A 21,673-nucleotide genomic window follows, 5' to 3' on the forward strand; every position below is an offset into this window, starting at 1 on the left:
TGAAGCGTTAGGAAGGGCCCCCGCTACAACAGAAAACGATAAGCGGGGGCCCTTCCTTACACCTCGTGCTGGTGCGTGGGTGGGGGCGGAAGGGTCGCGCAGGGCCGGGACTTCTTCGGTTTCCGGCCCGGCCGGTGCACCAGCACGGCGGCGAGTGCCGCACCGAGCACCATGAGCCCGGCGCACCAGAGCACCGCCTGCCGGTACGCCGGGGTGAGCTGCCCGGAGCGTTCGTAGCCGCCGCCGGAGAGCCCGACCACCAGCGGCAGCGCGGAGACGGCGAGCAGCCCACCGACCCGGGAGGCGGCGTTGTTGAAGCCGCTGGCCGCGCCGGCCAGCCGGTCCGGTGCGGCGGCCAGCACCGAGGCGGTCAGCGGGGCCACCACCAGGGTCATGCCGAGGCCGAAGAGGGTGATCCCGGGCAGGATGTGGATCCAGTACGAGTCGCCCCGGCTCACCCCGTGCAGCAGCAACAGCCCGGCGGCGGAGACGAGCGGGCCGATGGTGAGCTGCGGGCGCGGCCCGATCCGGGAGGCGAGTGCGCCGGAGCGGGCCGAGCCGACCAGCAGCAGGACCGTCATCGGGAGCGTGGCCAGGCCGGTCTGGAAGGCGGAGTAGCCGACGACGTTCTGCAGGTAGACGGCGAAGAAGAAGGTGAGGCCGGTCAGCGCGGCGTAGACCAGCACGGTGTAGACGTTGAGCACCCCGAAGAGCCGGGTGGCGAAGAGCGTCGGGGGTAGCATGGCCCGCTCGCCCCGGTGCCGCTCCAACAGCACGAACCCGACCGCGGCGACCACCCCGAGCACGCCGGCGCCCACCACCTGCACGGCGCCGGAGCCGAACTGCTTCGCCTCGATCAGCGCGTACGTGACGCCGGCCAGGCCGAGCGCGCCGAGCAGCGAGCCGGCCACGTCGAACCGGGCTGCCGCCGCCCCGTCGGACCGGCTCTCCGGGGTCCAGCGGAGGGCGGCCAGGATCACGATCACCGCGAGCGGCAGGTTGAGGAAGAAGATGGCCCGCCAGGAGAGCGCGTCGATCAACCAGCCGCCGAGGAAGGGGCCGAGCGCGGTCGAGACGCCGGCCAGGCCGGACCAGGCCCCGATCACCCGGCCCCGCTCGTCGGGATGGAAGCTGGCCTGGAGCAGCGCGAGCGAGCCGGGGGTCAGCAGTGCGCCGCCGAGGCCCTGGAGAAAGCGGGCGGCGATCAGCCATTCGATGCTCAGTGCGGCACCGCAGAGCACGGAGGCGGCGGTGAACGCCAGCACACCGACGAGGAAGACGCGCCGCCGGCCGAGCCGGTCGCCGAGGGCGCCGCCGAGCAGTACGAAGGCGGCCAGGGTGAGTAGGTAGCCGTTGAGGGTCCACTGTAGGCCGGCCGTGCTGGCGTGCAACTCGGCACCGAGGTGGGGCAGCGCCACGTTGACGACCGTGGCGTCCAGGAAGACCATGCCCGAGGCGACCACGGCGGCGAGCAGCGTGCCCCGGCCCGCCCTGCTGGCCATCCGCAGCGGTGCCGGCGACTCCCGCGACCCACCCGACGTCGGTGGTCCGCTCGACTTCTCCGCCCCGCGCGACTTCTCCGCCCCGCTCGACTTCGGCGATCCGCTCGACTTCTCCGACCGGTTCGACTTCGGCGACCTGCTCGATGAATCACTCACGGTGTCAATCTGCCCTGCCTGTGTCGTAAGATGCCGCGAAACGCCGGAACCGCGGCCGGTCGCCTCCCCACCGGTCCACACCACCCAGGCTGGAAGCGTGCCGTTCATCCGTACCAGATCACTAGCCCGGTCGGGAACAGCAGCCGTCCTCGCCGGTCTGCTCGCCGCCTGCACCGCCTGCGCCCCGGTCGAGAGTCCGGCGCCCGAGCGGTCGTCCGGGCCCGCCGACACCCGGGCCCAACTTGACCAGCTCACCGTGGCCAGCGCCGGTTCGATGCGGGGCTACAGCCGGGAGCGCTTCCCGCACTGGCGCAAGGCGGGCAAGAACTGCGACGTCCGGGACACCGTGCTGCAGCGGGACGGCACCGACATCAAGCTCTCCGGCTGCAACGTGGTCGGGGGGCGCTGGTCGAGCCGGTACGACAAGCGGACGCTCGCCGACCCCTCGGACGTGGACATCGACCACATGGTGCCGCTGGCCAACGCCTGGCGCTCGGGCGCCGACGAGTGGAATGACGACAAGCGCAGCGACTTCGCCAACGACCTGGACCGGCCGCAGCTGATGGCGGTTTCGGCGACGTCGAACCGGGCAAAGGGTGACCAGGATCCGTCGCAGTGGAAGCCGTCGAACCGGGACGACTGGTGCCGGTACGCGGAGGACTGGATCGCGGTCAAGCACTACTGGAAACTCTCCGTGACCTCAGCCGAGCAGGCCGCTCTCGGCGACATGTTGGGGAGCTGCTGATGGGCGAGACAGGAGCCGCGGCGCAGAGCACCGACATCATGGCCGGTCCCGGCGGGGTGATGACCGACGACGTCGGTGTGATCACCGGAGAGCTGACGCTCCGCACCGAACTGGACGGCGAGCACGCCGTCCTGCGGGTGCAGTACAAGGACGCCGCCGAGTGGTACACGGTGACCGGCGGCCGGGCGCCGCTGGCCGACCCGGCCGACGTGGCCGCGGTGCACACCATCGCGGTCGGCCTGCTCGACCGCCCCGAAGGCTAGCGGCCGACACCCTGCTGACCTGACTGCCGACCCGGTTACCGGGTCGGCTCTGCCGTGGACGATTGACAAAATCTGGTTTTACGTACAGGATTGTTTTTGCCATGAGAGATGTCATGTACCTGGAGCAGATCGAGCAGGCCGAGACCCTGCTCAAGCCGCAGCGCATCGAGGTGCTGCGGCAACTCGCCGAGCCGCACACCTGCACCGAGGTGGCCGCGCAACTCGGCCAGACCCCGCAGCGGGTCTATTACCACGTCAAGCGCCTGGTCGAGGCCGGCCTCGTCGACCAGGTCTCCGAACGCAGGGTCCGGGGCATCTCCGAGGGCATCTACCAGGCGAGTGCCCAGTCCTACTGGCTCTCCCCCCGGCTGGTCGGCCGGATCGGACTGCGCAGGGCGCAGGACGAGATGAGCCTCGGCTACCTGCTCAACCTGATGGAGGAGGTCCAGGCCGACGTCGCCGCCCTGGACCGCACCGCCCCCGAACTGCCCTCGATCGGGGTCTCCGGCGAGATCCGGGTCCCGGCCGAGCAACGCCAACAGTTCCTGACCGACCTGCAGACCGCGCTGCAGGACCTCTTCACCCGCTACGGCGGAGCCGAAGGCGACGCCTTCAAGCTCGCCGTGGCCTGCTACCCGCATGGAGGCACCACATGACCGCACCACTGACCCTCCGCGCCCGGGCCGCCGCGTCGGTCAAGGCCGTCTGGCAGGCCCTGACCGACGCCGCCGAGCTGCGCATCTGGCTCGCCGAGCACGCCGAGGTCGAGCTGCCGCACCGGTACGAGTTCTGGGGGCGGTACACCCCGGAGGGGGACGCGCCGCACCAGCGGCTGCTGCACGCCGACGACCACACCCTGCGGTTCACCTGGCTACTCGACGGCGAGGAGACCACCACCGAGATCACCCTCATCGAGGAGGGTGCCGAGTCGACCGTCATCGCGCTCTCCCAGACGCACTGGAGCTTCGAGGACGTGACCAGCGGGGCCAGCATCCGGGGCGTGCTCCAGACGTACTGGTCGCTGGCGATCGCCAACCTGGTCGACCACGTCGAGGGGCGGCCGCTCACCCCGAAGACCGACTTCACCTCGACCAAGATGGCCGAAGAGGTCGTCATCGACGCTCCGCCCGAGGCTGTCTACGAGTCGCTGACCGACTCGGCGAAGGCCTCCGAGTGGTTCGGCTACCCGATCGAGATCGAGCCCTTCGTCGGCGGCCGCTGGGCGATGGGCGGCTTCGACAACAACCCCGACCCGGCAAAGGTGCTCGACCTGACTCCCGGCCGGGCGATGACCGTCGACTGGGGTCCGATCGGCGTGGTGAGCTGGGAGCTGGAGGGGAGCGAGGGAAAGACCAAGCTCTCCTTCGTGCAGAGCGGGTTCGACCAGCCGCCGTACGCGGGCTGGACCGGCTGGCTCAGCGGCCTGGCCGAGCTGCGCCGCTATCACGAGCTGGCCGACTGGCGCCCGATCTGGCTGGCCGCCTGAGCGGTTAGGAGGGGCCCCCGCTACTACAGAAGACGATAAGCGGGGGCCCTTCCTTACACGAAGGAGCCGGGTTCGCTGGGGGCGGAGACGACGGTGGGAGCTTCGCCCTCGTCGTCCGGGTGGGTGAGGTGGGCACTCACCCGGTGCGGGCGGAGCTCGCCGCTGGCGATCGGCTCCGCCCAGTGGCAGGCAACGTGGGTGTCGCCGATCGGGCGCAGCACCGGCCGCTCGTCCGCACAGCGGGTCGGCTGCGCCCACGGGCAGCGGGTGTGGAACCGGCAGCCGGCCGGCGGGTTGGCAGGCGAGGGCAGGTCACCGGCGAGCAGGATCCGCTCCCGGCGGTCCTCCACCTCCGGGTCCGGCACCGGCACCGCCGACATCAGCGCCCGGGTGTACGGGTGCAGCGGCTCCCGGTAGAGCCGGTCGCTCGGTGCCTCCTCGACCAGCGCACCGAGATACATCACGCCGACCAGGTCGGAGATGTGCCGCACCACCGCCAGGTCGTGCGCGATCACCAGGTAGGTCAGGCCCAGCTCGTCCTGGAGCTCGTCGAGCAGGTTCACCACCTGGGCCTGGATTGACACGTCCAGGGCGGAGACGGGCTCGTCGGCCACGATCAGCTCCGGGCCCAGCACCAGCGCCCGGGCGATGCCGATGCGCTGGCGCTGCCCGCCGGAGAACTCGTGCGGATAGCGGGACAGCGCCCACTTCGGCAGGCCGACGGCGTCCAGCGTGTTGGTGATGATCTGACGACGGGCGGCGCGATCGGCACCGATCCCGTGCGCCTGTAGGCCCTCGACCAGGATCGACTCGACGTTCTGCCGGGGGTCCAAACTGGACATCGGGTCCTGGAAGATCATCTGCATCCGGCGGCGCATCGCGCGGAGCCGATTCGGCGGCAGCCCGGTCAGCTCCACACCGTCGAAGCGCACCTGCCCGCCGGTCGGCCTGGTCAACTGGAGGACCGCCCGGCCGAGCGTCGACTTGCCGCAGCCCGACTCGCCGACCAGGCCGTACGTCTTGCCGCGCGGGATGGTCAGATCGACGCCGTCCACCGCCTTGACGTGCCCCACCACCCGGTCGAAGACCACTCCCCTGGTGATCGGGAAGTGCACCCTCAGGTCCCGGACCTCGACCAGGTTCGCGGACTGCCCGGTCGTGCCGGACCTGTTGACGTCGGTCATGCCGACTCCTCCTTGCCCGGGACGGGCGGCGTCGCCCGCTCCTCCACCGGCACCGCCTCGTCACCGGGCGGCGTCGCCTGTGCCGGCATTCCCTCCGCCGGTGCCTGTGCCGGGCCTCCCTCCGTCGTGGCCTGTGCCGGCACGACGCCCTCCGCCGCCGGTTCCGGCGCGGTCGGCGAAGCGGGTGGCGCCGAGGTCGCGCCGGCTGGCGGAACCGGGTTGACGCACCGGTACGTCCGGTCGGTGTGGGTCAGCGCGAGCTGCGGCGGCTGACCGAGACACGCCTCGATCTGCCGCTCGCAACGGGGGGCGAAGGCGCAGCCGTCCGCCCAGGGCAGCACGTCCCGGACCGAACCGGGGATCGGGGATAGCCGCTCACCGCGACCGGCATCCAGCCGGGGGATCGAGCCGAGCAGCCCGACGGTGTACGGGTGCCTCGGCTCGGCGAAGAGCGGCTTGCGGCGGGCGGTCTCCACCACCCGTCCGGCGTACAGCACGTTGACGGTGTCGCACATCCCGGCGACGACGCCCAGGTCGTGCGTGATCATCACCAGGGCGGTGCCGGAGTCGTGCACCAGGTCCTTGAGCAACTCCAGGATCTGCGCCTGGATGGTCACGTCCAGCGCCGTGGTGGGCTCGTCGGCGATGAGCAGCCGGGGGCGGCAGGCCACCGCGATCGCGATCAGCGCCCGCTGCCGCATCCCGCCGGAGAGCTGGTGCGGATATTCCTTCAGCCGCCGATTCGGGTCTGGGATGCCGACCCGGTCCAGCAGCTCGGCGGCCTCCTTGCGGGCCGCGTCGCCGCCGAGCCCGCGGTGCCGGGCCAGCACCTCGGTTACCTGCCGGCCCACCGGGACGACGGGGTTCAGCGAGGAGAGCGGGTCCTGGAAGATCATGGCGATGTCCCGCCCCCGGATATCCCGCATCGTGCGCCGGTCGACCCGGAGCAGGTCGGTGCCGTCGAAGTCCGCCCGCCCCTCGACCGAGATGCCGGGCTGCCGGGGCAGCAGGCCCATCAGCGCCAGCGAGGTCACGCTCTTGCCGCAGCCGGACTCGCCGACCAGACCGACGACCTCGCCCGCGTCCACCGAGAACGAGACCCCGTCGACCGCCCGCACCGTGCGCTTCCCGCGCTGACGGAAGGTGACGGAGAGATCGTCCACATCAAGCAGTGCCATGACAGATCACTTCCGCAGCTTCGGGTCGAGTGCCTCGCGCATCGCCTCACCGAGCAGGGTGAAGCCCAGCGCGGTGATGATGATCGCCACGGCCGGATAGATCGCCAGCGCCGGCCGGATGCCCAGGTACGGCTGCGCGTCCGCGAGCATCACGCCCCACTCCGGCACCGCCGTGTCCGGGTTGCCCAGACCGAGGAAGGAGAGCGCGGCCGCCTCGATGATCGCGGTCGCCAGCGTCAGTGTCGCCTGCACGATGACCGGGGCGAGCGAGTTCGGCAGGACGTGGCTCAGGGCGATCTTCGAGCGGCGTACCCCGAGCGAGGTGGCGGCGAGTACGTAGTCGCTGTTCGCCTGGGCGATCATCGAACCGCGCAGCAGCCGGGCGAAGACCGGCACCGAGACCACACCGACCGCGATCATCACCGTGATCAGGCTCGCCCCGAGCAGCGCGGCGATGCTGACCGCGAGCAGCAGGCTGGGCAGCGCCAGCATCATGTCGACGACCCGCATCAGCGTGGTGTCGACCCAGCGCCCCCAGCGCCCGCCGAGCCCGGCGGCGGCCCCGGCGATGCCGCCGATCAGGGCGCCGACGGCCAGACCGATCAGCGTCGCCACCACGCCGACCAGCAGAGTCTGCCGGGCCCCGACGACGAGCCTGCTGAACTCGTCCCGTCCCTGGTGGTCGAAGCCGAGCCAGTGGTCGCCGGACGGGCCGGGGATGATGCCCTGGCCCGACTTGACCAGGCCCTCCCGGATCCCGATCGTGTCGGTCGGGCCGTACGGCACGAAGAACGGCCCGACGATCGCGACCAGCAGGAAGATGCCGAGCACGACGGCGCCGGCGATGGCGGCCGGGTTGCGGCGGAGCCGGCGGAACGCCTCCTGCCAGAGACTGACCCCGCGTTCCTCGTCGCGGGCCGCGGAGAGCTCGCCGAGCCGGTCGAGCTTCTCCGCCTTCTTGCGGGCCCGGTCGGTAAGAGTCATCGGAGCTCCCATCCCGTCGCGGCTGCGGGGCTCATCGGACCCTCACCCTCGGGTCGATCAGGCTGTAGGAGAGGTCGACCAGCAGGTTCACCAGTACGAAGACGACCGCGATGATCATGATGAAGCCCATCAGCACCGGATAGTCACGCTGGCTGATCGAGTCGGCGATGAAGGCCCCGATGCCGCTGAACGCGAAGACGGTCTCGGTCAGCACCGCGCCGGAGAGCAGGCCACCGGTGAGCAGGCCGATCGTGGTGGCGACCGGCAGCATCGCGTTGCGCAGCACGTGCCGCTGGCGTACGACCCGCTCGGTGAGACCCTTGGCCTCGGCGGTACGGACGAAGTCCTCGCCCAGCACCTCGAGCACGCTGGCCCGGGTGATCCGGACGATGATCGCCAGCGGGATGCTGGCGAGCGCCAGGCCGGGGAGCACGAGGTGCCAGAGGGCGTCGGCGGCGGCGTCCCACTCGCGGGTCAACAGCCCGTCGAGGACGAAGAAGTTGGTGACCCGGGTGGCGTCGATGGTCGGGTCCTGCCGGCCGCTGGCCGGGAAGAGGTGCAGGTTCTCCGCGAAGATCGCCTTGAGCACGTACGCCAGGAAGAAGACCGGGATGCAGACCCCGATCAGCGATCCGGTGACCGAGAGGTGGTCGAGGAGCCGGCCGCGGCGGCGGGCGGCGAGGTAGCCGAGCGGGATGCCGATCGCGATCGCGAGGAGCATCGCGGTGGTCGCCAGCTCGACGGTGCCCGGGAAGCGCTGCAGGAATTCGGTGGTGACCTCGCGCTTGGTGGAGATCGAGGTGCCGAGGTCGAGCCGGAACATCCGGGACATGAATCGCCCGTACTGCACCAGGACCGGCTCGTCGAGGCCGAGGTTGTCGCGGATCGCGGCACGCATCTCGGGGGTGCCACGCTCGCCCAGGATCGCGGTCTCCGGACCGCCGGGCAGCCGGTGCAACCAGATGAACAACAGGATGGAGAGCCCGAAGAGCGCGGGTATCAACTGCAACAGGCGTCTGACGATGAACCGGAACACGGCGGCCTCTGGCGGGATGCGGAGGGCGACGCGGGCGGGCGCCGGACTGACCTCCGGCCGGGGTCACCGGCCGGGATCAGGGCGCGCCCGCCCGCGTTCCCTTCTCTGTATGTCAGGACTTGAACTCGGCGGTGGCGAACCGCTCGTCGGTGAGCGGGCTCGGCTTGACGCCGGTCACGTCCTTGCCGAACACGATCCCCGGCGGCGAGTGCGACACCGGCACACCCGGCAGGAACTCCATGATCTTGGCGTTGAGCTCCTTGTAGAGCTCGTACCGTGCGGTGGCGTCGGCGGTGGTGTCGGCCTTCTCGAAGAGCGCGAAGAGCTCGGGGTTGTTGAATCCCCACTCGTCCTTCTGCCGGTCGAAGAAGGTGCCGATGAAGTTGTAGCCGTCGCCGTAGTCACCGGTCCAGCCGAGCAGGTGCAGGTCGTGCGCGGTGCCGGAGCCGGTGGCGTTCAGGTAGTCCGGCGTCCACTTCAGCGGAATGCCCTGGACCTTGATGCCCGCCGCCTGGAGGTCGGCCGAGAGGAGCTCGAAGATGTCCTTCGGGTTCGGCATGTATGGCCGGGTGACCTCGGTCGGGTAGTGGAACCGCAGGGTCAGGTCGCTCGCCCCGGCCTCGGCCAGGAGCTGCTTGGCCTTGTTCACGTCGTAGTTGTAGGTGGGAACCGACGGGTTCCAGCCCTCGACGGTGTCCGGCATGAACTGGGTGGCCACCTTGGCGCCCGGCGGGAGCTTCGAGTCGACCAGCGCCTGCCGGTTCAGGGCGTACGCGATGGCCTGCCGGACCTTCGGGTCGGCCAGCTTCGGGTTCCCCTTCTGGTTGATCGCCAGGTAGAGGACATTGAACGCCGGGCGGGTGAGCATGTTGAAGCCCTCACTCTTCAACGGCTCGACGTCGGCGGGGCCGACCAGGTCGTACCCCTGGATGTCGCCGGAGCGCAGCGCCTGCTTCCGGGCGTTCTCGTCGGAGATCGTCTTGAAGATGAGGGTCTTCAGCTTGGCCTTCTGCGGGCCGCTGTACTCCTCGTTGCGCTCCAGGGTCAGCGTCTTGTTCGCGATGTCCCAGGACTTGAACCTGAACGGTCCGGTGCCGGTCGGGTGCTCCATCGCGTACGACGGGTACTGGATGTTGTCCGCGCTACCGCCGATGGTGCTGGCCTGGTACTGCTCCAGTGCCTTCGGGCTGTGGATGGAGAACGACGGCAGCATCAGGGCGGCCGGGATCTTGCTGGAGACCCGGGTGAAGGCGAGGTCGACGGTGGTCGCGTCCTTCGCCGTGCAGGACTTGAAGAGGCTCTGCGGCAGGTCGTCCCGCTCGTTGGCGGCGAAGCCACCCATCACGTCCTGCCAGTACGGCGTGACGTCCGGGCTCTGCATGAGGCCCTTGGCGTTGTACCAGCGGTTGAAGTTGACGCAGACCGCCTCGGCGTTGAAGTCCGTACCGTCGTGGAACTTCACGCCCGAACGGAGCTTGAAGGTCCAGACGGTGCCGGTCGGGTCCGGGGTCCAGGTCTCGGCGAGGCCCGGCGTGATCTTGGTGCCGCCCTCCTCGGGGCGGACCAGGGTCTCGAAGACCTGCCGGGCGACCCGCAGCGACTCACCGTCGCTGGCGAGGCTCGGATCGAGCACCTTCGGGTCACCGGCGACGCCGAAGACCAGTGTGTCCTTCTGGCTCGTGCCCGAATCACCGCGGTCGCTTTCGGCACAGCCGGCTACCGCGAGGGCCGCGACCGCTACGGCCGCGATGGCGACCTTCGGTCCTGGTGCACGCATGGTGTGCTTCACCTCGTCCTGTGGGATACGACAAACGCGGTGACGGGGGGCCACCGATGGCGAGACACTAGCCGCCGCGCGGACCGAGCGGAAACGGCCCATGAAAGGGTTGGTACCGGATCGTGTCTTTACCGTCATGGCACTGGCGACGGAGCGTCGCGCATGGTCGACAATCAAGGCATTTGTCCGTGTCTGACTATGCGAATTTGTTACATCGCCCGCCGACTCGATCACCGCCGATGTCAGACCCGGGCGGCGGCGGCAGCGCTCCGGAACGGACCCCGGGTGGGCCGGGAACGACCCTCTCGGAAGGGGCGCGGTCAGACCGCCCGGCGACCCTCGAAGGCGCGACCGAGCGTGATCTCGTCGGCGTACTCCAGGTCGCCGCCGACCGGCAGGCCGCTGGCGAGCCGGGTCACCGAGATGCCCATCGGCTTGACCATCAGGGCCAGGTAGGTGGCGGTGGCCTCACCCTCGGTGTTCGGATCGGTGGCCAGGATCAGCTCGCGGACCGTGCCGGTGCCGAGCCGGGCCAGCAACTCCCGGATCCGCAGGTTGTCCGGGCCGACGCCCTCCAGCGGGTTGATCGCGCCACCGAGCACGTGGTAGCGGCCCCGGAACTCCCCGGTCCGCTCGATCGCCACCACGTCCTTGGGCTCCTCGACGACGCAGAGCACCTCTTCGGTCCGGCGCGGGTCACGGCAGACCCGGCACTGCTCGGACTCGGCGACGTTGTAGCAGACGGTGCAGAACCGCACCAACTCCTTGACCCGGCGCAGCGCGGTGGCCAACCGGGTCACGTCGGCCGGATCGGCCGAGAGCACGTGGAAGGCGATCCGCTGGGCACTCTTCGGACCGACTCCCGGCAGGCGCCCCAGCTCGTCGATCAGATCCTGGATGGCACCCTCGTACATCGCGGGGTGGCTCAGAAACCGGGCAGGCCGAGGCCGCCCATGCCGCCGGTGACCGGACCCATCTTCTCCTCGGTCAGCTTGCGCACCTCGTCGTGGGCGTTGTGCACGGCCGCCAGCACGAGATCCTCGAGGGTCTCCACGTCCTCCGGGTCGACCGCCTTCGGGTCGATCTTGATGGCCCTGACCTCGCCGGCGCCGGAAATGGTCACGGTCACCAGGCCGCCCCCGGCGGTACCGGTCAGCTCCGCCTCGGCCAGCTCCGCCTGCGCGGCGGCGAGCTGCTGCTGCATCTTCTGCGCCTGCTTCATCATCTGCTGCAGGTTGGGCTGTCCACCCGGGCGCACGGCGACTCCTCGGTTGCGGAAACTGGTCGCGTCCAGTCCTCGGTCGCGGAAACTGGTCGCGTCCAGCCTAGTCCGGCCGGTCGTGGGCGGCTCGACCACCCGCGACCGGCCGGCGGGTCGCTCAGTCCACCACCACGGTCTTCATGATCTTGTCGGCGATGGTCTGCCGCTTGGCGTCCCAGAGCGGGAAGAGGTAGCCGATGTAGCAGATGATCTGGTCGACGAAGTGCGCGATGTCCCGGACGAACGCCTTGCCGGCGCCGATCGGCTCGCCGCCGGCCTCGTTGACCAGCCGGATGCCCAGCGCCTTCTTGCCCCAGCTCTGGCCGGTACGCCCGGCGAGGAACCACCGGTTGTAGCCGCTGAGCGCGATCGCGAGGACCAGGAAGACGTAGTAGAGCGGACCGGGGCCGCTGACCTGGCCACTTTCCGCGTCCATACTCGCGCCGCCGGTGACGTAGGCGAGGATGACCAGCGGCAGCACGACCACGGCGTCGATGAGGTAGGCGCCCACCCGGGGGGCCCAACTGGCGTAACTCAAGGGGTGTACTCCTCACAGAACAAAGGGGTGTCGGAAAGCGGCTCGGTTCAGCTCACGCCGAGCCGGTGTAGCTGGAACAACCAACTCGCGCAGGCGAGCAGACCCGCGCCCCACCCCGTGCGCCGCCGTGCCCGGTCCGACCAACGGACCGGCGGTGGCAGCACGCCGGACATCCGCAGCACGAGCAGCGGAAGCACGGCGAGCGAGAGCACCGCCAGACCGACGATCACCGGGCTGGCCGCCACCGCGCCGGCCAGGTCGCCCCGGACCAGGGCGACCGCTGCCGTGGTCAGGCCACAGCCCGGACACGGCACCCCGGTCAGCGAGCGCAGTGGGCACGGCAGTCCCAGGCCGGTCGTCTCGGTCAGGTACGGCCAGGCCACCGCCGCGACGGCGACACCAAGACCGAACAGGCCGAGGCGCTCGGGCACGGAAAGCTCGCGCACACCACACTCACAGGGAAGTCACAGGAAACGAGGTTGGGCGACTGATGGTAGAAGATCACCGCGCGCCGCGACGTCCCGTTTTCCGGCGTACGTCGAAAGCCGACAGTTGATCTCCGATAGCCGTTCGACCAACGCGTGGCTAGGTCCCGACTACTTGAGGTCGATCTCGCCGATCCGCTCCGCGCCGAGGGTCTGCTGCAGCAGTTGCACCGCCTGTTGCTCGCTGGTCTGCCGGGCGGTCCGCTCGTCGATCACCTCGTCGAGAGGTTCGTCACCCGGATCGAAGCCCTCGTATCCGACGGCGGACGGGCGCGAGCCGTCGTATCCGACAGCGGACGGGCGCGGGCCGTCGTGGCCGACGACGGACGGGCGCGGGCCGTCGTGGCCGACGGCGGACGGGCGCGGGCCGTCGTGGCCGACGGCGGACGGGCGCGGGCCGTCGTGGCCGACGGCGGACGGGCGCGGGCCGTCGTAGTCGGGGTCGTAGGGCGGCTCGCCGGCCCAGTCCCGGTCCGCCGTCCGCTCCGGGGCGGGGACGGGTCGGGGCCGGACGCCGGCCGCCGCCGCGCGGGCCGCCGCGAGCCCGGCACTGCTCCCCGAACCGGTGCTGCCCCGGGAACCGGTGCCGCCTGCGGGACCCTCACCGCTGGCGGTCGACCAACGGGTGCCGCCGGACGCCGGTGCGGCGCGCCCGCCGCCCGTGACGCCGGACGCCGGGCCGGACCCGCCGGCCGGCACACCGGCACTGCCGGCGGAACCTCCGGCACCCGGGGCGGAACCCGGACCGGCGCCGCCGGGCGGAGTCGGCTCCGGCCAGTCGTCGTCGGCGGATGCGTCACTCGGTGCGGTGCCACCGGGTCGGGCCGGTTCCGGCCAGTCGTCGTCATCGGTGCTGGCTCGCGATCCGCCCGCACCGGCCGCTGAGCCCTCCCCACCGGCCGAGCCCGACCCACCGGCCGAGCCCGACCCACCGGCCGAGCCCGACCCACCGGCCGAGTGCTCCCGATCGGCGGTCGCCCGCCGGCCACCGCCGGCCGGGACCGCGCCGTTGCCGCGCGGCGGAGCACCGTTCGCCGCCGGCCCGCCGCCGCTCCCGTGGCGCGGCGGAACGGCCGGAGCCGGCCCGCGCTGCTCTCCGGCGACCTCGCAGCGGATCTGCCAGCGACCGCCCAACTCCTCGTAGAGGGCGTCGGTGAGCACCTCGGCCGCATTGGCGAGCATCTGGGCCAGGACCGGTGACTTGACGGTCAGCACCAGGGTGTCGCCGTCGAGGTCGCGGACGACGGCGTCGCGCATCAGAGCGGCGATCCGCTTGTTGCTGCGATTGACCATGCCGACGACATCGCCCCAGACCCGGCGGATGGCGGCGGCATCCAGCTCGCCGGTTGGCGCGGCACCGCCCGGCACCGGATCCGGGGTGGCCGGGTCGGGCATCACCGCCTCCGGGGGCATCGGACGCCGGGCCGGTGGCTCCGGGTCGGCCGGCACCTCCCCGACCGGTCCGCCCGACGTCTGGCCGGCCCCGGGTGCGGCAGTTTCGCGTACGCCCCGAGGTGGCGCGACCGGCGGTGCGCTCACGGCGGGCGGCGAACCCGGGTCGACGGCGGCGGCCGGGGTGCCGGCGGCGGCCGGTGGCCGGGCCGGGGCGACCGGTGGGGCCGGATCGCCGCCGGAGAGGGTCAGCCGGCGCTCCATGCGTTCGAGGCGCTGCAGGAGGCTGCCGGTGGAGTCCTCGGCGCCGGGCAGCAGCATCCGGGCACAGATCAGTTCGAGCAGCAACCGGGGAGCGGTGGTCCCGCGCATCTCGACCAGGCCGTTGTGCACGATGTCGGCGCAGCGGGAGAGGGTGGCCGGGCCGAGCCGTTCGGCCTGGGCGGCCATCCGCTCGATCTGGTCGGCCGGGCCGTCGATCAGACCCTTGGCGACCGCATCCGGCACCTGGCGCAGCACGATCAGGTCACGGAGGCGTTCGAGCAGGTCGGCGGCGAACCGGCGCGGATCGTGCCCGGCCTCGGCGACCCGGTCGATCGTGGCGTACGCGGCGGCGCCGTCACCGGCGGCGAGCGCGTCGCACATCTCGTCGATCAGGGCGACGTCGGTCACCCCGAGCAGGGCGACCGCTCGGGCGTAGCTGACCCCCTCCGGACCGGCACCGGCGATGAGTTGGTCGAGCACCGAGAGCGAGTCCCGGGCGCTGCCGCCGCCGGCCCGGACGACGAGCGGGAAGACCGCCGGCTCGATCTTGACGCCCTCGGCCGAGGCGAGCTGCTCCAGGTAGGGGCGGAGCACCCCCGGTGGGATCAGCCGGAACGGGTAGTGGTGGGTCCGCGACCTGATCGTGCCGAGGACCTTCTCCGGCTCGGTGGTGGCGAAGATGAACTTGACGTACTCCGGCGGCTCCTCGACCAGCTTGAGCAGGGCGTTGAAGCCCTGGGTCGAGACCATGTGCGCCTCGTCGATCACATAGATCTTGAACCGGCTGCTGGCCGGCGCGAAGAAGGCGCGTTCGCGCAGCTCGCGGGCGTCGTCCACGCCACCGTGGCTGGCCGCGTCGATCTCGATCACGTCGATCGAGCCAGCCCCGTCGGTCGCCAGGCTCGTGCAGGAGTCGCAGACCCCGCACGGCTCCGGGGTCGGCCCCTGCGCGCAGTTGAGCGAGCGGGCCAGGATCCGGGCGCTGGAGGTCTTGCCGCAGCCACGCGGGCCGGAGAAGAGGTAGGCGTGGTGCAGCCGGCCGGTCCGCAGCGCCTGAGAGAGCGGCTCGGTGACGTGTTCCTGGCCGATCACCTCGGCGAACGTGCGGGGCCGGTACTTGCGGTAGAGCGCCAGTGCCACCCGTCCCGCCTCCTCTCGACCGGGCCATTCTCCACCCGCCGCCACGCTGCCGGGTGCCAGGCTGTCACGCGCGCCCGACGATTTCCACGCCGATCATGCATCCCACACCGAATCATGCGGGGCGGTGTGCCGGGTGGCGAGGCCGGGGTGATCGTGGGAGAGTGCCGGCCCGTCGACCGGCACGCCGGACCGACCCGGCGGCCCCTGCCCTGGTCAGGAACGACAAGGCCCCCCGTGCACCCGCCAGAGCTCGCTTATCCTTGCTGCCTTCCGGCCCTGGGGAGGTTCACGAGGTAACGCCACACGGGGGGTGCCGCCAAGTGTACCCGGACGCTTGCGGGATCTTCGGGGGGACCGGCGGGGTGGGCGTACGGCCAGGAGCCTGTATCCTGTCGGACGGAGGATTCGCCTAGAGGCCTAGGGCGCACGCTTGGAAAGCGTGTTGGGTTCACACCCTCACGAGTTCGAATCTCGTATCCTCCGCTCACCCGAGCAGCACGTGCGGCGAGGCCGGTCCCATCCGGATGGGACCGGCCTCGCCGTATCTGGGCGCCTCGCCCCAATGCCTCGACCAAATTCTTCGAACCTGAACCGTGCGCCGCCCACGCACCGCGTCCGACCTTGCGCTCCGCCGGGTCCGAAGCGGAGTTGGAAGGCTCATCTACACGGTGATTCGGCAGGAGACTGATTCATTGACGGGCCTCTTTAGCTCGTGGCACGCGTTCCCGACGGGACGCGAGCAGACTGCTTGGCAGCGATCGTCAGGCTCCGCCGCAAAGCTCGCGACGGACTCCAGGACTCGATCCTGCTCAAGTCCTGGAGGGAAGATCCATGTGCGTTCGAAGCCGGGGCGGTGACGATGCACCATCCAATCGTTACGTAACGCGGACGTGGTGATCGAAACGATCTGATCAATAGCGCCAGCACCCCATCCTGATCGACGTTAATAAAATCCTCCGCCGACAACGGCACATAAAGCCGGAGAGAAATCCCCGGGTATACCCAAAAGACGCCCATAGACGTGTGTCGCACCATAGAGGTGTGTCGCACCATAGACCTTAAACCACCCCACCTGCCGGTCGGCACCCTGCTCCGGCTGGGCTCCGGCGAGTGGTCGCACTGTGCGACGCTCGGGACGTACCTGGAGATGACCTTGGCCGGGATCCACCGTAACGCCGTCCACGAGGACGAGACGGGCCTCTGGGTCTGGCAGGTCGGACACGAGCATCCGGCCTGCCAGTGGGACCACATCGATCCGCACCCACCGCGCCTACAGGTCATGGCGCGGGTCGACGCACCTCCTGTGGGCGGCAGACGGATGGCCGCCGACCTGTGACCTCGCGCTGGGCAGTGACGCAGAGGTGGCAGGCCGAGCATCCTGTTGCTCGCCAAGTGGCTGGTAGCTGTCCAGCTGCTGCGAGGAAATCTATGCGCGGCGTACTAGACATCCTCGACTGCGTCGGCTAACCTTCTTCAGGTCAAGGGTGAAGAAAAGACGCTGACGTGACCGCCCCACCCGAGGGCGAAGGGGCAGGGCCGAGAATCGTTCCGGCTCCGCTCGCTTGGCTGTAGAGATCCACCGCAGTTGAGCAGGATGCACGAGTAGTTGGTTAGGTGTTGCCCGGGCGTGATGCACGACCGGGCGCGACAGCGGGTGGGCCAATGTTGGGTTCAGGGCTCCACCCGAGGCAAGAGACGTCCGTCGCACGTGTGTGGGGCCATGAAGTCGCGTGGGGCTCCGACACCGGCGGACAGCACGGAGTAAGGCAGAGGAAGTCAGAGGAAAGGGAGGGACGGTACACCGTTGGATCGCCCGCCGCCGGCCGCACGCCTGGGCTGGGCGCGGACACCGCAGTTTCCATCGAACGAGAGGTGGTCTCCGGTCACGCTTACGCGATCCTCGCACCCGAACCCGTCTCGCACGGGTGGTGCGGATACGACAAGCCGGCACTTCTGCCGGTAGATGGTGTTTCTGATCCGTAAACCCTTGGGCCCCGGCGCTTTCCAGCGCCGGGGCCCTCGTGATGGAGGTTTCATTGGCCCCACCCGACGACATGCTCGACGACGAGGACTACCCGGCATACACGATGGGCCGCGCAGCGGAAATTGTGGGCTGCTCGCCGGATTTCCTGCGCCGGCTCGGTGATGCGAAGCTGATCGATCCGTACCGCTCCGGTGGCGGGCACCGCCGCTACTCCCGCTACCAACTCCGGTTGGCCGCGCGGGCGCGGGAGATGTGCGACCAAGGCACCGACATGGCGTCTGCCTGCCGCATCATCATCCTCGAGGACCAGCTCGCCGAGGCTCTGCGGCAGAACGAACGCTACCAGCAGGGCTGACCACAGCCGCCCGGGCGGTCCGCCCGGGGCGACACGAGCACCGTGCGGTCCCTCCCGTCAGGCAGGGACCGTCTGTCGTTCCTGGGACACTTCTTGACGCGGTACCTGATAGACGCGGTACCTGATATGGGTGGCGCCCGCGCCCTCAGCGACCGTGACCGGCCCTTCGACGCCCGACCCGGGGGCTCGGAAGGACCGAGGGCTCGGAAGGAAAGGAACTGTCGAGACCTGTGGGGTCCGGTCACCCGGCTCGCTTGTCACCTGCTGTCTTCTCGCCCGCACACGCTGATCAGTTCCTGCTGGCACCGGTCGCATCCGCCGATCCAGGCGGAGTGGCCATGGTTGGCGAGGCTGACGAGTGGGATCGGCAGTGGAACGGCTGGTGGGGCGACAATCCGCCGTACCACGCCCCGGTGTTCGTACTCACCCACCACCCGCGCGAGCCGCAGCCGATGGAGGGCGGCACCACGTTCCACTTCGTCACCGACGGAATCGAGTCGATGGTCAGGCGCAGATCGCGTACGCCTTGACGGCCCACGAGTTGCCGTAGCCGCCCTCCTCCTCGGCGCCCGTCACGGTGACCGTGGTGGACGAGGAGGCCCACATCGCGGTCATCCGTACCTCGCCCTGGCCGTTGTCGATCTCACCGCCGACGCCGTGCACCCGCTTGCCCTCCGGACACCGCGCGGTCGCGGTCTTCGGGGTGTTCGAGTCGAGTGTCCCGAAGCCGGTCACCCGGACCAGGCCGGCCGGCGGGGTCGCGCAGACCGCCTTGCCGACCATCGTCCAGTTGTCGAGGTAGTCGGAGCCACCGTCCTCCATGCCGGCTACCGTGATCCTGGTGAGGTCTGCGCTCGGCCGCAGGTCGTCGATGACCACTCGGCCCATTCCGCCGGACATGTCCGCACCGAGGCCGACCACCTTCTTGCCGGGCGGGCACTCGACGTTCATCGTCTTGCCGACGTTGGAGTTGTTGTCCGACAGCTGGGTCCGGGTCTCCAGGCCGGCCGGTTCCGGCGCGCAGAGCGCACTGGTGGTGATCGACCAGTCGCCGCCGAAACCGTTGCCGTCCTCCCGCCCGGTCACCGAGTATCCCCCGCCGCCGAACAGCGGCAGCATGGTGTCCATCGTCACCTGACTGTTGGCGACACCGTTATCGCTCACAATCCGCCCACCGCCGCCGAGCACCGTCGTGCCGGCCGGGCACACCGCGTTCGTCGTCTTCCAGTCGCTGTTGCTCGGGCCGCCCGTCACCTTCAACACCAGGCCGGGCACCGCGCTCGCCGGTGCGACCAGCGTCAACTGGGTCACCAGCAACGCGGCGGACGCCAGGCCCGCGGTGGTGGCGGCGATCCGTCGGGTACGCCCAGTACCAATCCGTCGTACGTACATCGGGCAACTCTCCTCGTTCCTCGTTCTTGTTCAGGCGCCCGGACCGTCATCCCCCGACAGTTTTCCGAAATCGCTTTCTTTCCGGGCCGACCCCGACCTGGGTTCTCCTGGCCGAGAACGACGTTACGAGAGCAGGGTCCACGCCCGACTCACCAATTCGTGCCGCCCCGGCGGGTAGCCATTCGAGGGACCGGCACCGGAAACCGGCGGATCAGTTCCAGCAGCGTTCCGGCGACGACCGCGAGCCCGACCGCGATGCCCGGCGCCGTCGTCCCGACCAGGCTCAGCTGGAAGAACTCCTGGAGGAACGGCACCACGAGCACGACGCCGAACGCCAGCCCCAGGGCCAGCACCAGCAGGATCCGCCACCAGGTGTACGGCCGGGCGATGATCGCCACCGCCCAGAGCCCGACCAGGAAGAGGGTCAGCGTCGCCGCCGAGGTCTCCGCCGCCAGGTCGCCGTCGTAGACGTTTCGGGCGACCAGGTACGACGTGATCGTGGCCCCCATCGCCACCACCCCGGCCGGCACGGCGAACCGCAGCACCCGGCCGACGAACCCGGGCCGGGCCTGCTCCGGGTTCGGCGCCAGTGCCAGGCAGAACGCCGGAATGCCGATGGTCAGCGACGAGATGATGGTCAGGTGCCGGGGCAGGAACGGGTACGGCACCTGGCTCAGCACCACGACGACGGCGAGCAGCACCGAGTAGACCGTCTTGGTCAGGAAGAGGTTCGCGACCCGCTCGATGTTGCCGATCACCCGCCGCCCCTCGGCGACCACCGCCGGCAGCGCGCCGAAGTCGTTGTCCAGCAGCACGATCTGCGCCACCGCCCGGCTGGCCGGGCTGCCCGAGCCCATCGCCACCCCGATGTCGGCGTCCTTGAGCGCGAGTACGTCGTTTACCCCGTCGCCGGTCATCGCCACCGTCTCCCCCGCGGCCTGGAGCGCGGCGACGAGATCCCGCTTCTGCTGCGGCCCGACCCGGCCGAAGACGGTGTGCCGGCGCACCACCTCGGCGAGCTCCGCCGGGTCGGTGGGTAGCGTCCGGGCGTCCACCGGACGTTCGGCACCGGGCAATCCGAGGGTACGGGCGACCGCGCCCACCGAGAGCGCGTTGTCCCCGGAGAACACCTTTACCGCCACGCCCTGTTCGGCGAAGTAGCGCAACGTCCGGGCCGCCTCCGGCCGCACCCGCTGCGCCAGCACCACCAGCGCGACGGGGTGCAAGGAAGGGCCCCCGCTTATCGCTTTCTGTTGTAGAAGGGCCCCTTCCAAACACGTCAGCAGGAGCACCCGGAGGCCGCGGGCACCGTACGCGTCCGCCTCGGCGAGCACGGGATGGCCGGCCGGCAGCAGCACGTCCGGAGCGCCGAGCCGCCATCGGGCGCTGTCCCCGGACGGGTCGGCGAGGGTGGCACCGCTCCACTTTCGAGCCGAGGAGAAGGGGATCCGCTCCTCGATCCGCCATCCCTCCGGCGCCGGGTACGCGTCGGCGACCGCGCGCAGGCTGGCGTTCGGCCGCTCGTCGGCCGCGCCGAGCAGACCGAGCAGCTCCGGCACCGGGGCGGCGGGGTCGAGGTGGCGTACCTCGCCCACCGCCATCGCGGCGTCGGTGAGCGTGCCCGTCTTGTCCAGGCAGACCACGCTGACCCGGGCGAGCCCCTCGATCGCCGGCAGCTCCTGCACCAGGCAGCGCCGCCGACCGAGCCGGATCACCCCGACCGCGAAGGCGACCGAGGTGAGCAGGACCAGTCCTTCCGGCACCATCGGAACCAGTCCGGCCACCATCCGCCGGACCGCCTCCGACAGGTCGTCGACGTTGACGAGATACTGGCTGACGATCAGGGCGAGTCCGGTCGGCACGATCAACCAGGTGACGAACCGCAGGATGGTGTTGAGCCCGCCGCGCAGTTCCGAGTTGACCAGGGTGAACCGGCTGGCCTCCTCGGCCAGCTGGGCCGCGTAGGCCGCCCTGCCGACCTTGCCGGCGCGCATCGCACCCGTACCGGCCGAGACGAAGCTGCCGGAGAGCAGTGGGTCGCCGACCTGCTTGACCACCGGGTCGGCCTCGCCGGTCAGCAGCGACTCGTCGACCTCTAGCTGTTCCGCCTCGGTGACCACCCCGTCGACAGCGATCTGGTCGCCGGGTCCCAGCTCGATCAGGTCGTCCAGCACCAGGTCGGCGGCGGCCACCTCGACGGCCAGACCGTCCCGGCGGACGACCGGGCGGGCCGCGCCGACGATCGCCAGTCGGTCCAGGGTGCGCTTGGCGCGCAGCTCCTGGACGACACCGATCAGGGTGTTGGCAATGATCACACCGCCGAAGAGGGCATCCTGGATCGGGCCGACCACCAGGATCATCCCGAACAGCACGCCCATGATGGCGTTGATCCGGGTGAAGAGGTTCGCCCGGACGATCTCCGCGACGGTCCGTCCGGACCGCACCGGTACGTCGTTGACCTGCCCCGCCGCGATTCGTTCGGCAACCTGGGCAGTACTCAGCCCGGCGTCGGTCGTCAGCATGGGCTCGAAACTACGAAGCCGGGCGGACC

20 protein-coding genes, 1 tRNA gene and 1 other RNA gene are annotated in these 21,673 nt (G+C 70.4%); 8 read left to right on the plus strand and 14 right to left on the minus strand.

The annotated features are described in order from the left end of the window. Positions 1 to 56 precede the first annotated feature (56 nt). Positions 57 to 1,502 carry an MFS transporter gene (locus tag ACN28C_RS03985; protein WP_422772237.1) on the minus strand — a complete coding sequence of 482 codons (1,446 nt, stop codon included), beginning with the start codon at positions 1,500 to 1,502 and terminating at the stop codon, positions 57 to 59. Positions 1,503 to 1,755: 253 nt separating this feature from the next. Between ACN28C_RS03985 and ACN28C_RS03990 the strand changes: the two genes are divergently transcribed. The 4 genes from ACN28C_RS03990 (at position 1,756) to ACN28C_RS04005 (ending at position 4,152) form a co-directional block, all read left to right on the plus strand. Then, positions 1,756 to 2,403 (plus strand): HNH endonuclease family protein, encoded by a 648-nt coding sequence (locus ACN28C_RS03990; protein WP_422774514.1) that lies wholly within the window; start codon positions 1,756 to 1,758, stop codon positions 2,401 to 2,403. Continuing rightward, a complete protein-coding gene (locus ACN28C_RS03995; protein WP_422774515.1) occupies positions 2,298 to 2,666 on the plus strand; it encodes a hypothetical protein in 369 nt (122 codons plus the stop codon). Before ACN28C_RS03990 ends, ACN28C_RS03995 begins: the two co-directional genes overlap by 106 nt. Positions 2,667 to 2,767: 101 nt before the next feature. Beyond that, positions 2,768 to 3,322 (plus strand): helix-turn-helix domain-containing protein, encoded by a 555-nt coding sequence (locus tag ACN28C_RS04000; protein WP_422772238.1) that lies wholly within the window; start codon positions 2,768 to 2,770, stop codon positions 3,320 to 3,322. Further along, on the plus strand, positions 3,319 to 4,152 hold the full coding sequence (locus ACN28C_RS04005) for an SRPBCC domain-containing protein (protein WP_422772239.1): 834 nt from the start codon (positions 3,319 to 3,321) through the stop codon (positions 4,150 to 4,152). The genes ACN28C_RS04000 and ACN28C_RS04005 overlap by 4 nt, the downstream gene beginning before the upstream one ends. 53 nt (positions 4,153 to 4,205) lie before the next feature. Here the strand turns inward: ACN28C_RS04005 and ACN28C_RS04010 are convergent, their stop codons facing one another. The 11 genes from ACN28C_RS04010 to ffs all read right to left on the minus strand — a co-directional run bounded on the left by ACN28C_RS04010 (position 4,206) and on the right by ffs (position 15,704). After that, positions 4,206 to 5,336 carry an ABC transporter ATP-binding protein gene (locus tag ACN28C_RS04010; RefSeq protein ID WP_422772240.1) on the minus strand — a complete coding sequence of 377 codons (1,131 nt, stop codon included), beginning with the start codon at positions 5,334 to 5,336 and terminating at the stop codon, positions 4,206 to 4,208. Continuing rightward, positions 5,333 to 6,514 (minus strand): oligopeptide/dipeptide ABC transporter ATP-binding protein, encoded by a 1,182-nt coding sequence (locus tag ACN28C_RS04015; protein ID WP_422772241.1) that lies wholly within the window; start codon positions 6,512 to 6,514, stop codon positions 5,333 to 5,335. The genes ACN28C_RS04010 and ACN28C_RS04015 overlap by 4 nt, the downstream gene beginning before the upstream one ends. Before the next feature lie 6 nt (positions 6,515 to 6,520). Continuing rightward, a complete protein-coding gene (locus tag ACN28C_RS04020; protein ID WP_422772242.1) occupies positions 6,521 to 7,498 on the minus strand; it encodes an ABC transporter permease in 978 nt (325 codons plus the stop codon). A gap of 31 nt (positions 7,499 to 7,529) precedes the next feature. Further along, a complete protein-coding gene (locus ACN28C_RS04025) occupies positions 7,530 to 8,534 on the minus strand; it encodes an ABC transporter permease (protein ID WP_422772243.1) in 1,005 nt (334 codons plus the stop codon). Between the two features lie 112 nt (positions 8,535 to 8,646). Beyond that, positions 8,647 to 10,311, minus strand: a complete 1,665-nt coding sequence (locus ACN28C_RS04030; protein WP_422772244.1) for an ABC transporter substrate-binding protein — start codon at positions 10,309 to 10,311, stop codon at positions 8,647 to 8,649. A 320-nt stretch (positions 10,312 to 10,631) separates the two neighbouring features. Beyond that, positions 10,632 to 11,225: a recombination mediator RecR gene (recR, locus tag ACN28C_RS04035; RefSeq protein ID WP_422772245.1), complete on the minus strand. Its 594-nt coding sequence runs from the start codon at positions 11,223 to 11,225 to the stop codon at positions 10,632 to 10,634. A gap of 11 nt (positions 11,226 to 11,236) precedes the next feature. Beyond that, positions 11,237 to 11,545, minus strand: a complete 309-nt coding sequence (locus ACN28C_RS04040; RefSeq protein WP_422774516.1) for a YbaB/EbfC family nucleoid-associated protein — start codon at positions 11,543 to 11,545, stop codon at positions 11,237 to 11,239. Between the two features lie 145 nt (positions 11,546 to 11,690). Beyond that, positions 11,691 to 12,110, minus strand: a complete 420-nt coding sequence (locus ACN28C_RS04045) for an RDD family protein (RefSeq protein WP_422772246.1) — start codon at positions 12,108 to 12,110, stop codon at positions 11,691 to 11,693. Between the two features lie 47 nt (positions 12,111 to 12,157). After that, positions 12,158 to 12,556, minus strand: coding sequence for a DUF2752 domain-containing protein (locus ACN28C_RS04050; protein WP_422772247.1), 399 nt, complete (start codon positions 12,554 to 12,556; stop codon positions 12,158 to 12,160). A 150-nt stretch (positions 12,557 to 12,706) separates the two neighbouring features. Continuing rightward, entirely contained in the window at positions 12,707 to 15,391 is a 2,685-nt protein-coding gene (locus ACN28C_RS04055) for a DNA polymerase III subunit gamma and tau (RefSeq protein ID WP_422772248.1), read from the minus strand. A 223-nt stretch (positions 15,392 to 15,614) separates the two neighbouring features. After that, positions 15,615 to 15,704, minus strand: an RNA gene (gene ffs, locus ACN28C_RS04060) — signal recognition particle sRNA small type. An 85-nt stretch (positions 15,705 to 15,789) separates the two neighbouring features. Here ffs and ACN28C_RS04065 point away from each other — a divergent pair. The 4 genes from ACN28C_RS04065 to ACN28C_RS04080 all read left to right on the plus strand — a co-directional run bounded on the left by ACN28C_RS04065 (position 15,790) and on the right by ACN28C_RS04080 (position 18,260). Continuing rightward, positions 15,790 to 15,874: transfer RNA gene (locus ACN28C_RS04065), tRNA-Ser, on the plus strand. A 556-nt stretch (positions 15,875 to 16,430) separates the two neighbouring features. Further along, positions 16,431 to 16,727 carry a hypothetical protein gene (locus tag ACN28C_RS04070; RefSeq protein WP_422772249.1) on the plus strand — a complete coding sequence of 99 codons (297 nt, stop codon included), beginning with the start codon at positions 16,431 to 16,433 and terminating at the stop codon, positions 16,725 to 16,727. Positions 16,728 to 17,445: 718 nt separating this feature from the next. Then, positions 17,446 to 17,730 carry a MerR family transcriptional regulator gene (locus ACN28C_RS04075; protein ID WP_422774517.1) on the plus strand — a complete coding sequence of 95 codons (285 nt, stop codon included), beginning with the start codon at positions 17,446 to 17,448 and terminating at the stop codon, positions 17,728 to 17,730. A 338-nt stretch (positions 17,731 to 18,068) separates the two neighbouring features. Continuing rightward, positions 18,069 to 18,260 (plus strand): hypothetical protein, encoded by a 192-nt coding sequence (locus ACN28C_RS04080; protein ID WP_422772250.1) that lies wholly within the window; start codon positions 18,069 to 18,071, stop codon positions 18,258 to 18,260. Here ACN28C_RS04080 and ACN28C_RS04085 read toward each other — a convergent pair. Further along, positions 18,235 to 19,122: a hypothetical protein gene (locus ACN28C_RS04085; protein WP_422772251.1), complete on the minus strand. Its 888-nt coding sequence runs from the start codon at positions 19,120 to 19,122 to the stop codon at positions 18,235 to 18,237. The two genes, ACN28C_RS04080 and ACN28C_RS04085, sit on opposite strands and share 26 nt — an antisense overlap. A gap of 149 nt (positions 19,123 to 19,271) precedes the next feature. Further along, the gene (locus ACN28C_RS04090) at positions 19,272 to 21,644 is read right to left on the minus strand and encodes a cation-translocating P-type ATPase (RefSeq protein WP_422772252.1); all 2,373 of its coding nucleotides are present in this window, start codon (positions 21,642 to 21,644) and stop codon (positions 19,272 to 19,274) included. Positions 21,645 to 21,673: the final 29 nt, after the last annotated feature.

The organism is Plantactinospora sp. WMMC1484, from assembly GCF_049315195.1.
Lineage (GTDB): Bacteria > Actinomycetota > Actinomycetes > Mycobacteriales > Micromonosporaceae > Plantactinospora.

Coding starts and splice junctions, on each gene's coding strand:
- ACN28C_RS03985 (WP_422772237.1), bottom strand. CDS start 1,502: ATGGCCAGCAGGGCGGGCCGGGGCACGCTGCTCGCCGCCGTGGTCGCC.
- ACN28C_RS04000 (WP_422772238.1), top strand. CDS start 2,768: ATGAGAGATGTCATGTACCTGGAGCAGATCGAGCAGGCCGAGACCCTG.
- ACN28C_RS04005 (WP_422772239.1), top strand. CDS start 3,319: ATGACCGCACCACTGACCCTCCGCGCCCGGGCCGCCGCGTCGGTCAAG.
- ACN28C_RS04010 (WP_422772240.1), bottom strand. CDS start 5,336: ATGACCGACGTCAACAGGTCCGGCACGACCGGGCAGTCCGCGAACCTG.
- ACN28C_RS04015 (WP_422772241.1), bottom strand. CDS start 6,514: ATGGCACTGCTTGATGTGGACGATCTCTCCGTCACCTTCCGTCAGCGC.
- ACN28C_RS04020 (WP_422772242.1), bottom strand. CDS start 7,498: ATGACTCTTACCGACCGGGCCCGCAAGAAGGCGGAGAAGCTCGACCGG.
- ACN28C_RS04030 (WP_422772244.1), bottom strand. CDS start 10,311: ATGCGTGCACCAGGACCGAAGGTCGCCATCGCGGCCGTAGCGGTCGCG.
- recR (WP_422772245.1), bottom strand. CDS start 11,225: ATGTACGAGGGTGCCATCCAGGATCTGATCGACGAGCTGGGGCGCCTG.
- ACN28C_RS04075 (WP_422774517.1), top strand. CDS start 17,446: ATGCTCGACGACGAGGACTACCCGGCATACACGATGGGCCGCGCAGCG.
- ACN28C_RS04080 (WP_422772250.1), top strand. CDS start 18,069: ATGGTTGGCGAGGCTGACGAGTGGGATCGGCAGTGGAACGGCTGGTGG.
- ACN28C_RS04085 (WP_422772251.1), bottom strand. CDS start 19,122: ATGTACGTACGACGGATTGGTACTGGGCGTACCCGACGGATCGCCGCC.
- ACN28C_RS04090 (WP_422772252.1), bottom strand. CDS start 21,644: ATGCTGACGACCGACGCCGGGCTGAGTACTGCCCAGGTTGCCGAACGA.